Below are 12,205 nucleotides of genomic sequence, written 5' to 3'. Positions count from 1 at the left end.
GGGGAGCGTTTGCCGCCTCCGGCGTGATGGGTGATGATCGGGCGATGGGCAGGTCGGTTCTGGTGACCGGGGGAGCCCGCGGCATCGGGCTGGCCGTGGCGCGCGAGCTGGCCGCCGCGGGAGACGCCGTCACCGTCACCCACCGCGGCGGGGACCCGCCCGGCGACCTGACCGCGGTGCCGTGCGACGTGACCCGGGAGGACGACGTGCGGGCGGCCTTCCTGCGGGTCGCGCGCAGCCAGGGTCCGGTGGAGGTGCTGGTCGCCAACGCCGGCGTCACCCGGCACGGGCCGCTCGCCCTCAGCGGCGACGACAGCGCCGGCGTCGTCGCCGACACCAACCTCGGCGGCGTCATCCGGGTCGCCCGGTACGCGGTGCGCGGCATGATGCGGATGCGCCGCGGGCGGATCGTGCTCATGTCGTCGGCGGCGGCCTGGCGGGGGATGGCGGGGCAGGCGGTGTACGCCGCGACCAAGGCGGGCCTGGTCGGGTTCGGCCGGTCGCTGGCCCGCGAGGTGGCGCCGCTGGGCGTCACCGTCAACATCGTCGCGCCCGGGTTCATCGACGTCGGCATGACCGCCGCCATGCCCCCCGCCCAGCGGGACGAGGCGCTCGCGGCCGTGCCGCTGGGCCGCTACGGCACCGCCGAGGAAGTGGCGAAGGTGGTGCGGTTCCTGGCCGGCGAGGACGCCTCCTACCTCACGGGGGCGGTCATCCCGGTCGACGGCGGCTTCGGCATGGGGCACTGACGCGGGCCGGTGACCCCTACCCCCTCGTCGCGGTAGGGGTTGGTCGGTGACCATGGCGTGAGTATGTTCCGTACGTGAACGCGCCCTGACCGAACGGCTGTGCGGAAAGGGGAAGCCGTGCGCGTTGTGATCGCCACCCAAGCCGAGCGCTCCCACTTCCACTCTCTCGTGCCGCTGGCCTGGGCGCTGAGCACGGCCGGGCACGAGGTCCGCGTCGCCAGCCACGCCGACCTGATGGACGCCGTCGCCGGCGCAGGGCTGACCGGGGTACGGGTCGGGTCCAGCAGTGTCATGCGGCACGTCATGCGCCGTGCCGTCGCCTCCGCGCCCGAGTTCGACCTGTCGCGCCCCGACGAGATGAGCGGCGAGGAGCTGGCCCGCTGGAACGAGCGGGTGGTGCCGTGGTGGTGGCGGGTGGTCAACGACCCGATCGTGGCCGATCTGGTGGCCTTCTGCCGGTGGTGGCGGCCGCAGCTGGTGATCTGGGAGCCGGTCACGTTCGCGGGCCCGATCGCCGCCCAGGCGTGCGGCGCGGCGCACGGCAGGCTGCTGTGGAGCGTGGACGTCTACGCCCGGCTGCGTGGCCGCTTCCTGGACTCCGGGCCGGTGGCCGACCCGCTGGCGGAGTGGCTGGGCCGGCGCGCCGGCGCCTACGGGCTGCGCTTCTCCGAGGAGCTGACGCACGGGCAGTTCACGCTGGACCACATGCCCGCCTCGCTGCGGATGGACGGCCGGCCCCCGGCCGAGCGCGTGCCCGTCCGCTACGTGCCGTACAACGGCCGGGCCGTGGTGCCCGCCTGGGTGCACGCCCCACGGGAGCGTCCGCGGGTGTGCCTGTCGCTGGGCAACACCGCGCACGAGAAGTTCGGCGGCTACGCGGTGTCCGTGGGGGAGCTGCTGGAGGCGCTGGGCGACCTGGACGTGGAGGTCGTGGCCACGCTGCCCGCCAAGGAGCAGGCGAGGCTGGGGCGGGTGCCGGGCAACGTGCGGCTGGTGGAGTTCGTGCCGCTGCACGCGCTGGCGCCCACCTGCGCGGCGATGATCGTCCAAGGGGGCGGCGGCACCGTCTGCACGGCGCTGTTCTACGGCGTGCCGCTGCTCGTCGTGCCGCACCCGCACGTGTTCGACCAGCCGCTGTTCGGGCGCAGGCTCACCGAGCTGGGCGCCGGGCTGACCCTGCCTCCGGACGAGGTCAGCCCGCAGGGCGTCCGCCGCCTGCTGACGCGGCTGCTGTCCGAGCCGGGCTTTCGCGGGGGGACCCGGCGGATCCGCGAGGAGATGGTCGCGCTTCCCGCGCCCGCACGCGTCGTACCGGAACTCGAAGAGCGCGCCTGGGCCGCAGTCGCCGCATAGGACCGGCGGATGTGGAGCCGCGGGAGAAAGGACCACCGAGGGTGAGCGTTGGGCGAGAGGGCGTTGGGCGAGAGGGCGTCGGGCGAGAGGGCGTCGGGCAAGAGAACGAACGCGGCGGCGAACTGCGCGAGCGCATCCTCCAGACGGTGCGGGAGCACTTCCGCGAGACCCGGCCGCCCGGGGAGTTCGTCCCCGGGGTGACGCCCATCCTGTCGTCGGGGGCGGTCCTGGACGAGGACGACCAGGTCGCGCTCATCGAGGCGGCGCTGGACCTGCGCATCGCCGCGGGCCCGTACACGCTGCGGTTCGAGCAGCGTTTCGCGCGGCTGCTCAAGCGGCGCAAGGCGCACGTGACGAACTCGGGATCGTCGGCCAACCTGCTCGCCCTGACCGCGCTCACCCAGCGGGAGCTGGGTGAGGCGCGCCTGCGGCCCGGCGACGAGGTGATCACCGCCGCGCCCGGCTTCCCCACGACGGTGAGTCCCATCCTGCAGAACGGGCTGGTGCCGGTCTTCGTGGACGTGGAGCTCGGCACCTACAACACCACGGCCGACCTGGTGGCGGCGGCCGTCGGCCCCCGCACCCGGGCGATCATGATCGCGCACGCCATCGGCAACCCGTTCCCCGCCGCCGAGATCGCCGCGCTGGCGAAGGAGCACGGTCTATGGCTGGTCGAGGACAACTGCGACGCCGTGGGCTCGCTGCACCACGGCCGGCTCACCGGGACCTTCGGCGACCTCGCGACGGTGAGCTTCTACCCGGCACACCATCTGACCATGGGCGAGGGCGGCTGCGTGCTGACCGACAGCCCCAAGCTGGCCAGGATCGTGGAGTCGCTGCGCGACTGGGGCCGCGACTGCTGGTGCGAGCCGGGCGAGAGCAACACCTGCAAGAAGCGCTTCGACCAGCAGTTCGGCAGGCTCCCGCACGGCTACGACCACAAGTACACCTTCAGCAGGGTCGGCTACAACCTGAAGAACACCGATCTGCAGGCCGCGCTCGGCGGCTCGCAGCTGGCCAAGCTGGAGGAGTTCGGCCGGGCCAGGCGGCGCAACTGGCAGCGGATGCGTGACGGGCTGGACGGGGTGCCGCACCTCATCCTGCCCACGCCCACCGAGGGCAGCGACCCGAGCTGGTTCGGCTTCGTCCTCACCGTGGACCCGGACGCGCCGTTCGGGCGGCACGAGCTGATCGCGTTCCTGGAGGATCGCCGCATCGCCACGCGGCTGCTGTTCGGCGGCAACCTGGAGCGGCAGCCGGCCTACCTGGACCAGCGGTTCCGGGTCAGCGGCGACCTGACCAACAGCGACATCATCACCGAGCGGACGTTCTGGACCGGCGTGTACCCCGGCATCACCCCGGAGATGATCGACTACGTGGTGAGCTCGATCAAGGAGTTCGTCGCCGCGCACGGCTCCTGACGCCGCGCGTACGCGGCCACCGTCCATCGGGCACGGGCATCTGGCAGGTCATCGGGCTCGTGTCATCGGGCAGGTCATCGGGCTCGTGTCATCAGGCTCGTGTCATCGGGCTCGTGTCATCGGGCACGGTGCTTGGCCGTGAGCTCCTCGATCTCCGTGACGACGTCGTTGGGCGCGGGCATGGCCCGGATCTCGGCGCTCACCCGTTCCGCGCCGAGCCGGTAGGCCGGCTCGTGCAGCAGCGCCGCCACCCGCTCGGCCACCTGCCCGGCGCCCGTGAGCGCCACGCCGGCCCCGCCGGCGGTCACCGCGCGGGCCAGCAGCGGCGAGTCCGGGTCGGCGACCGGGACGACCAGCTGCGGCACCCCGTACAGCAGCGCGGTGCAGACCATGCCGGGGTCGCCGTAGTTGACCATGGCGGCGCAGGAGGGCGCGAGCTGGTGCGCGGGCACGCTGTCGGTCACCCGCACGTTGCCCGGCAGCGCGGGCAGCTCGTCCTCGGCGGCGTCCGCGGCCGTGACGACCACCTCGACGTCCAGGCCGGCGAGCGCCTCCAGCAGCGCCTGCGGCGGCGCCGGCGACGCGGCCGCCTCCGCCTCGGCGGAGCCGAGACAGACCGCCACGCGCGGACGCTCCGGCTCCTCGCGCAGCCACGCGGGCAGGATGGCGCGGCCGCTGTAGGGCACGTAGCGGACGGGCACGCGGGTCAGCGAGCCGGTGCGGGGGAGCGCCAGCGACGCGGGGAAGCAGTCGACGGTGAAGTGGCCGCGCGTCAGCTCCTCGGAGAACTCCTGGCCGTGGGCGGCGGCCCGGGACCCGAGCCAGCGGGCCAGCAGGTCCTCCTGCCCCGGCTCGCCCCGCTCGGCCATCAGCTCGAGGAAGCGGTCGCGCAGGCGGGCGAACACGTCCACGCTCCACACCACGCGGGCGTGCGCCGCTCCGCACGCCTGGGCGGCGATCGGGGCCGCGTACGTGCCCTGCTCCCACAGCACCAGGTCGGGCCGCCACTCCTGGCAGAAGGCGGTCAGGTCGGCGAGCATCGGCTCGTTGATGACCTTCCACCAGCCCGGCACGGCCCGCCGGTACCACTGCCGCAGGTCCTCCCACGACAGTTCCTCGGGGCGCTGAGAGGCGTTCTCGGACTCGTCCGCCCCGCCGGCCAGGCCGGTCATCGACTTCTTGAAGTAGCGCGTGAGGTTGTCCCTGCCGAGCGGGACCATCGTCAGACCGGTGTCGGCGACGAGGTCGGTCGCGTCCGGCTGGCCGGCGACCCACACCTCGTGCCCGGCCGTGCGCAGGGCCCAGCCGAGCGGGGCCATGCCGTAGCAGCTTTCGTTACGGCCCTGGAAGGCGATGAGAACGCGCACTCTCTTTCCCCTCATTTCCGGCCGACCACGGCCCGGCGGCCGCGTTGGAGCACGACGGGATCTTAAGCGGGAGAATGCGGGCCACCAACCCCTACGGGCGCCCCCTACGCACGCCGAGAATATGCTGACCGAGGGTTGAAGCGAAGTGGCGCACGGCATATTGGTTTCTGTATGTTCGGCCCGGATGACGGTTCACGCATCGAGGAAGCCAGTGAACGTACGAACGAAAAGCCCGCCGCTGCGATTTGGCGTTCTGGGGTGCGCTGACATTGCCTGGAAGAGAACTCTTCCGGCACTGCGGCGGCTATCCGGAGTGAAACTCGTCGCGGTGGCCAGCCGAGACCGTGCGAAAGCGAAGCGATTCTGCGCCGAATTCGGCGGCGTGCCCGTCACGGGATACGCGGAGCTGCTGGAGATGCCCGAGGTGGACGCCGTGTACGTGGCGTTGCCGGCGGCGCTGCACCACCCGTGGGCGCTGCGCGCCCTGGAGGCCGGCAAGCACGTGATGGTGGAGAAGCCGCTGGCCACGCGGCTCGGGCAGACCCGCGAGCTGGTGGAGCAGGCGCTCGATCGGGGCCTTTGGCTCACGGAGAACTTCTCCTTCCTGCACCATCCGCTGCACGCCCGGGTGCGGTCCCTGCTCGACGGCGGGGCGGTCGGCGAGCCGCTGGTGTTCGCCAGCGCCTTCGGCATCCCGCCGAGGTCGGGTGATGACATCCGCTACCGGGCCGATCTGGGCGGCGGCGCGCTGCTCGACGTCGGCACGTACCCGCTGCGCGCCGCGCAGGCCTTCCTCGACGCCGAGCTGGACCTGCTCGGCTCCGTCCTGCGGATCGACCGGGAGCGGCAGATCGACCTCGGCGGCAGCGCCCTGCTCTGCTCGGCCGACGGCGTGTCGGTGGAGCTGACGTTCAGCTTCCAGTCCTCCTACCGGTCCACCTACGCGATGTGGGGGACCGAGGGCAGGCTGACGGTGGAGCGCGGCTTCTCCCTGCCCGGCGACATGACGGCGAGGATCCGCGTGGAGCGCCAGGGCCGGGCCGAGGAGATCGCGGTGCCGCCGTGCGACCAGTTCGCGGCGGCCATCCGGGCCTTCGCCGGAGCGGTGCGTGACCAGGAGGACTTCAAGGCGCACAGCAGGGACCTGCTGCGCCAGGCGGAGCTGGTGGAGGCGATCAGCGGCCGGGCGCACCGGGTGACGGTCTCCCCCCTGGCGGCGGCCGATCCGCGGAATTCGGGTGGGTGAAGGGGAGCATGCATCGGACACGGCTCGGACGTACCGCCCTGGAGGTGAGCCGGCTCTGCCTCGGCACGCTGAACCTCGGGGTGAACACCACCAAGGAGGACGCCTTCGGGCTCCTGGACCGGGCCCTCGACGAGGGCGTCAACTACCTGGACACCGCCAACCACTACGGCTGGCAGGTGTACCGCGGCATGACCGAGGACCTCCTCGGCGAATGGTTCTCCCAGGGCGGCGGGCGGCGCGAGAAGGCGGTGCTCGCCACCAAGGTCTACAACCCCATGAGCGACTGGCCCAACGACAGCGGCCTGTCGGCCAGGCACATCATCGCCTCCTGCGAGGACTCCCTGCGCAGGCTGCGGACGGACTGGATCGACGTGCTGCAGATGCATCACGTGGACAGGAACGCCCCGTGGGAGGAGATCTGGCAGGCGATGGAGGTCCTCACCTTCCAGGGCAAGATCAGGTACGTGGGCTCGTCCAACTTCGCGGGCTGGCACCTGGCGGCCGCGCAGGAGTCCGCCAGGCAGCGCAACCGGCTCGGGCTGGTGTCCGAGCAGTGCCTGTACAACCTGGTGACGCGGCACGTCGAGATGGAGCTGATCCCGGCCGCGGTGGCCTACGGCATCGGGGTGTTCGCCTGGTCGCCGCTGCACGGCGGGCTGCTCGGCGGGGTGCTGCGCAAGCTGGAGGAGGGCAGCGCGGTCAAGTCAGGGCGCGGCCGGGCCATGGTGGTGCTGGACCGGCACCGGGAGATGATCGCGCGCTACGAGAAGCTCTGCGACGAGGCCGGGCTGCATCCCGCCGAAGTGGGCCTGGCCTGGGTGCTCGCCCAGCCGGGCGTCAGCGGCGTGGTGATCGGGCCGCGCACCGTCGGCCATCTCCTGGGCGCCAAGCGGGCCCTGGAGCTGGAGCTCGGCACGGACCTGTTGAAAGAGCTGGACGCCATGTTCCCGCCGGTCGGCAACGGAGGGCCGGCACCCGAGGCGTGGGCCTGGTGACACCGGCCCTCGGTGGAGTGTGCCCATGAAGGGGATCGTTCTCGCGGGTGGCACCGGTTCGCGGCTGGCGCCCATGACCAGCGTCGTGTGCAAGCAGCTGCTGCCGGTCTACGACAAACCGATGATCTACTATCCGATCTCGGTGCTCATGCAGGCCGGCATCACCGACCTGCTGATCATCTCGACGCCCGCGGCCCTGCCGCTGATCTGCGAGCTGCTGGGCGACGGCTCACGGCTCGGGCTCAGCGTGTCCTACGCCGAGCAGGAGGAGCCGCGCGGCATCGCCGACGCGTTCCTCGTGGGCGAGAAGTACCTGAGCGACAGCCCGGCGGCGCTCATCCTGGGCGACAACCTGTTCGCCGGCGACGAGCTGCCCGCCCTGCTCTGGGGCGCCCGCCGGACGGTGGAGTCGGGCGCGGCGGGCGCGGTCCTGTTCGGCCGCGAGGTGAGCGACCCGCGGCGGTACGCCGTCGCCGCGTTCGACGCCCGCGGAGCCGTCACGGACCTGGTGGAGAAACCCGCCGACCCGCCGTCCGCCTGCGCGGTCACCGGCGTCTACTTCTACGACGCCGACGTGGTCGAGATGGCCAGGCGGGTGCGGCCGTCCGCGCGCGGCGAGCTGGAGATCACCGACCTGAACCGGTTCTACCTGGAGCGGGGCGACGTCCGGCTGGTGGGCCTGGGGGAGGGCTGCGTCTGGCACGACATGGGCACGCCCGCCTCACTCCTGGAGGCCGGCCATCTGGTGCGCGCCTGGGACGAGCGCGGCACCCGGGTGGGCTGCCTGGAGGAGATAGCGCTGCGCATGGGTTTCATCGACGCCGACACGTGCGCGGCGGCGGGCCTGCGCATGAAAAGCTCCCCGTACGGCCGCCACCTGCTGGAGTTCGCCACCCAATGGGCCGGATGAGGCCCTGTCCCGCTGGCGGGACAACCAACTGACGGAAAATGCGTAATCGCATTCACCGGCGCCGCCGGCGGACAATTGCCGGTGCCCGGCGCACGGGCTAGATTCGGTGCGCCCCATGATATTCCGCCGTTTTCGAAACGGAGGTCCGCGTTGTCATTCACCGAGATGACTCCAGAGGAGTCGCTGACCGCTGCTTTCGACGGCTCGGATATAGCGGATAAACCGTGGACGGTGCGCTGGGACACCTGCGCGGAAGATATCGAGGAATTGGTCCGCGCGGTCGTCCCGGACACCGTCGAGCTGCGCACGTCGGGCAGCACCGGCGCCGCCGCCGTCTGGCGCCGCACCCGCGAGCAGCTGTGGGCGGAGGCCGGCCTGCTCGCCGGCCTGCTGGAGGCCGAGCGGCCGGAGGCTGTCCTGGCCTTCGCCCCGCCCCGGCACGTCTACGGCGCGCTGGCCACCGTGCTGATGCCGGCCCGGCTGCGCGTCCCCGTCTGGTACCGGCCGGGCGCCTTCGGCGGGCTGCCCGATCCGGCGCAGGCGCGGCGGTGGGGCGTCGTCGCCATCCCGTCGGTGTTCCCGGTGCTGCGCAGCCGCATGGCGTGGGTACGCGCGGCGGAGCGGGTGGCCGTCCTGCACAGCACGGCCACGTTGCCGTCGACGGCGGCCCATTTCCAGGACGAGGCGGGGCCGGAGCGGGTCACGCTGGTGGAGGTGTTCGGCTCCACCGAGTCCGGCGGGGTGGCCTACCGGCGCTGGGCGCCGGACAACCCGCCGTGGACCCTGCTCGACGACGTGACCTTCGCCCACCACGACGCCCACCCCCACGACGCCCACCACGACGCCCACCCCCACGACGACGACCCGGACGGCGAGGTGCCGCTCGCGGTGCGCAGCGGGCGCCTCGCCGCGCGCCCCGGAGAGCCCGCTCCCCAGGTGTGGCAGCTCGACGACTACATCGAGCCGCTGGACGAGCGGCGCTTCCGGTTCCGGGGCCGGCGCAACCGGCTGCTGAAGGTGAACGGCCGCCGGGTGAACCTGGACGAGGTCGAGGAGCGGCTGCGCGCCCGCCTGCGCTGCGCCGACCTGGCCTGCCTGCCGGTCACCGACGGCGTCACGGGCGAGCACTTCGAGGTGCTGCTCGTCCCCGGACCGGGCCGGTCCGCGGCCGGGATCGGGCTGGAGAGCGCGGTGGCGGAGCTGGACATCCGGCCCCGGGACGTGCGGGTGGTGGAGCGGATCGAGCGGTCCGAGACCGGCAAGCTGCGGCAGATCCAGCAGGCATCGAGCGAGAGGTGAGACGATGACGGCCGTTACCGACCTGCACGCGGGAAGCCGGCTATCCGACCTGGTGCGCGGGGTGACGGGGGAGGCGCGGCTGCCCGCGCTGACCGAGCAGGACATCGGCCGGATGCGCGCGAGCACGGAGATCCTGGCCAAGGCGCTGGCGGGCGAGCAGCCGGTCTACGGCGTCACCCGCGGCTTCGGGCCGCTGGTCGCCTACGCCGCGGCGGACGACGGCGAGGACCAGGGCGCCGGGCTGATCGCCCACCTGGGCACCGCGCAGGGCGAGCCGCTGCCGCCGGAGGTGTGCAGGCTGGTCGTCCGGCTGCGCCTCAACAGCATGCGCCAGGGCTACTCGGCGGTCTCGCCGGAGTTCCTGAACCGGCTGATCGACATCTACAACCGCGGCTTCGTCCCGGCCATCCCCCGGCACGGCACGGTCAGCGCGAGCGGCGACCTGCAGCCGCTGGCCCACGCGGCCCTGGCGCACACCGGCCACGGCGAGGCGTGGACGGCCGGGCCCGACGGCGCGTGGACCCTGCGCCCGGCCGCGCTCGCCCTGGCCGCGGCCGGGGCCGAGAGCGTGTCGTGGCCCGCCAGGGAGGCGCTGTCGTTCGTCAACGGCACCAGCGTCAGCCTGGCCATGACCATCACCAACCACGTGTCGCTGCGGCGGCTGGTCCGGGTGGGTGCCCTGCTGAGCGCGCGGATGGCCGGCCTGCTCGGCGCCAACCCCGAGGCCTACCAGGAGGGCGTCGGCCGGGTGCGCGGTCAGCTAGGCCAGCTCACGGTCGCGCGCTGGATCAGGGAGGACCTGCCGTCAGATCTGCGCCGCGACGTGTCGCGGCCTCTGCAGGAGCCCTACAGCCTGCGCTGCGTCCCCCAGGTCCTGGGAGCGGTGCTCGACCAGCTCGACGGGCTGGAGGAGATCCTGCTGCGGGAGGCCACGGGCTGCACCGACAACCCCATCTGCTACGAGGGCGAGGTGCTGCACGGCGGCAACTTCCACGCGATGCCCGTGGGACTCAGCTCCGACCAGCTCGGCCTGTGCCTGCAACAGGTGGCCTACCTGGCCGACCGGCAGCTCGCGCTGCTCTGCGACCCGGCGGGCAACGGCGGGCTGCCGCCCATGCTGACGCCGCGGCCGGGCGCCGGCAGCGGGCTGGCGGGCGTGCAGCTGAGCGCCACCTCGTTCGTCTCGCGCATCCGGCAGCTCGTCTACCCGGCCTCACTGACCGCCCTGCCGACGAACGGCGGCAACCAGGACCACGTGCCCATGGCGCTCAACGGCGCGAACGCGGTCGCGGAGGCGGCCGAGCTGGCGTGGCTGGTCGCCGGGTCGCTGGCGGTCGGGCTCACCCAGTACGCCCACCTGACCGACCGCCCGGCGGACCTGACCGGGCTCTGGGGGGAGCTGGCCGTGATCTCACCCCCGCTGGACCGGGACCGCCCGCTGGCCGGCGAGGTGCGGGCCGCCCGCGACCTGCTCCTGGCCCACGCCGGGTCGCGGGACTGAACCGTACGGGCGCGACGAAAGGCCGGGCGGGGTCACCCGCCCGGCCCCGGCCGGCGCCGCGTCACGGTCGCGCGGACACGTCCTCCTGCGCCGCGCAGAGCATCGCCGCGATGCTCGCCACGTCCTTGAACGCGGTGGCGTCGACGCGCTCGAACGGCACGTGCGCGCCGAACTCCATGGTGATGTGGTTGAGCAGGATCGCCGTGTTGAGCGAGGTGAGGATGCCCCACTCCAGCAGCGGGGTGTCCGGCCGCAGCTCCCCGTGGGGGTCCCCGGACAGGAACCTCTCCTTCAGGAACGACAGCAGGCGCTCGGTGACGTCGGTCTCGGTCAGGGGAGCGGTCACGTGTTCTCTCCTCGGCTGGGCTCACCTGGCGAGGTCGAGCAGGGCGAACCTGTCGACCTTGCCGTTACGGGACTGGGGCAGCGTGTCGACGAAGAAGATCTCGTCGGGGATCATGTACGTGGGCAGCCGCGCGGCGACGTGACGCTTGAGCGCCAGCGGGCCGGCGCCGCCGCCCGTCACGGTGACGAAGGCCGCCAGCCGGGCCTCCATGCCGTCGCCGAGGACGGCCACGGCCGCCTGCGCCACCGCCGGGTGCGTGCCGAGCACCGCCTCGACCTCGCCCAGCTCGATCCGGTGGCCCCGCACCTTGACCCGGAAGTCGCGCCGGCCCACGTAGTCGAAGGAGCCGTCCGGCAGGACGCGGACGAAGTCCCCGGTGCGGTAGGCCCCGGTGTGCCGCTCCTTGCGCCAGTAGCCCAGCATGACGGTGGGCCCGTCCACGAGCAGTTCGCCCTCCTCGCCGGGACCGGCGACCGAGCCGTCGGGGCGCTCGGCCCACGCCTTGTCGCCGCAGCAGGCCCGGCCGATGGGCGGGGGCCGGTCGCGGGCGAGATCGTCCGGCGTCACCTCGTGGAAGGCGCAGACGTTCGTCTCGGTCGGGCCGTACAGGTTGAGCAGCCGCGCCGTGGTCCAGCCGGCCAGCTCGCGCAGCCGGGCGATGGGGAACGGCTCCCCGGCGAACAGGATCGCGCGCAGCGCGGGCGGCGGCGGCCCGTCCAGCAGCCTGCCGTCGCGCATCATATGGATGAGCGCCGACGGCACCGAGTACCAGACGCTCACCCGCTCGCGGTGCAGGAACTCCACCAGTTGGCGGGGCGCGTAGCTCAGCTCCTGCGGGATCAGCGTCACCGCGGCGCCGGTCGCGAACGCCGCGTACAGGTCGAGCACCGACAGGTCGAAGGTGAAGGGGGCGTGGTTGGCGAACCGGTCCTCCGGGCCCGCCCCCAGTTCGCGCACCGCCCAGTCCACGAACGCGCGCGCGTTGCGGTGGCTGATGGTCACGCCCTTCGGCGCGCCG

11 protein-coding genes are annotated in these 12,205 nt (G+C 72.9%); 8 read left to right on the top strand and 3 right to left on the bottom strand.

Annotated elements, in window-relative coordinates:
* The first annotated feature begins 44 nt into the window (after positions 1-44).
* The 3 genes from OUY22_RS32400 (at position 45) to rfbH (ending at position 3,523) form a co-directional block, all read left to right on the top strand.
* On the top strand, positions 45-749 hold the full coding sequence (locus OUY22_RS32400) for an SDR family oxidoreductase (protein WP_270159069.1): 705 nt from the start codon (positions 45-47) through the stop codon (positions 747-749).
* A gap of 117 nt (positions 750-866) precedes the next feature.
* A complete protein-coding gene (locus tag OUY22_RS32395; protein ID WP_270159068.1) occupies positions 867-2,102 on the top strand; it encodes an activator-dependent family glycosyltransferase in 1,236 nt (411 codons plus the stop codon).
* 41 nt (positions 2,103-2,143) lie between these two features.
* Positions 2,144-3,523 (top strand): lipopolysaccharide biosynthesis protein RfbH, encoded by a 1,380-nt coding sequence (rfbH, locus tag OUY22_RS32390; protein WP_270159067.1) that lies wholly within the window; start codon positions 2,144-2,146, stop codon positions 3,521-3,523.
* Positions 3,524-3,639: 116 nt separating this feature from the next.
* On the opposite strand, the gene OUY22_RS32385 is transcribed toward rfbH, so the two are convergent.
* Positions 3,640-4,890, bottom strand: coding sequence for a nucleotide disphospho-sugar-binding domain-containing protein (locus OUY22_RS32385; RefSeq protein WP_270159066.1), 1,251 nt, complete (start codon positions 4,888-4,890; stop codon positions 3,640-3,642).
* Positions 4,891-5,074: 184 nt separating this feature from the next.
* Here OUY22_RS32385 and OUY22_RS32380 point away from each other — a divergent pair, with 184 nt between their 5' ends.
* The 5 genes from OUY22_RS32380 to OUY22_RS32360 all read left to right on the top strand — a co-directional run bounded on the left by OUY22_RS32380 (position 5,075) and on the right by OUY22_RS32360 (position 10,841).
* Positions 5,075-6,136, top strand: coding sequence for a Gfo/Idh/MocA family protein (locus tag OUY22_RS32380; RefSeq protein ID WP_270159065.1), 1,062 nt, complete (start codon positions 5,075-5,077; stop codon positions 6,134-6,136).
* A gap of 8 nt (positions 6,137-6,144) precedes the next feature.
* Complete coding sequence (locus tag OUY22_RS32375) at positions 6,145-7,131, top strand: aldo/keto reductase (protein WP_270159064.1); 987 nt, start codon at positions 6,145-6,147, stop codon at positions 7,129-7,131.
* 25 nt (positions 7,132-7,156) lie between these two features.
* Positions 7,157-8,041: a sugar nucleotidyltransferase gene (locus OUY22_RS32370; RefSeq protein WP_270159063.1), complete on the top strand. Its 885-nt coding sequence runs from the start codon at positions 7,157-7,159 to the stop codon at positions 8,039-8,041.
* Positions 8,042-8,272: 231 nt separating this feature from the next.
* A complete protein-coding gene (locus OUY22_RS32365) occupies positions 8,273-9,340 on the top strand; it encodes a class I adenylate-forming enzyme family protein (RefSeq protein WP_270159062.1) in 1,068 nt (355 codons plus the stop codon).
* Between the two features lie 4 nt (positions 9,341-9,344).
* The gene (locus OUY22_RS32360) at positions 9,345-10,841 is read left to right on the top strand and encodes an aromatic amino acid ammonia-lyase (RefSeq protein WP_270159061.1); all 1,497 of its coding nucleotides are present in this window, start codon (positions 9,345-9,347) and stop codon (positions 10,839-10,841) included.
* A gap of 61 nt (positions 10,842-10,902) precedes the next feature.
* Here OUY22_RS32360 and OUY22_RS32355 read toward each other — a convergent pair whose 3' ends face one another.
* Positions 10,903-11,187 (bottom strand): phosphopantetheine-binding protein, encoded by a 285-nt coding sequence (locus OUY22_RS32355; RefSeq protein ID WP_270159060.1) that lies wholly within the window; start codon positions 11,185-11,187, stop codon positions 10,903-10,905.
* A 21-nt stretch (positions 11,188-11,208) separates the two neighbouring features.
* The coding region (locus OUY22_RS32350) for an AMP-binding protein (RefSeq protein WP_270159059.1) at positions 11,209-12,205 on the bottom strand (997 nt) is incomplete at its 5' end.

It is taken from the genome of Nonomuraea corallina (genome assembly GCF_027620315.1).
In the GTDB taxonomy this organism is placed as follows: Bacteria; Actinomycetota; Actinomycetes; order Streptosporangiales; family Streptosporangiaceae; genus Nonomuraea; species Nonomuraea corallina.
The sequence above is the reverse complement of the archived record's forward strand: the minus strand, read 5'-3'. Positions and strand labels throughout refer to the sequence as shown.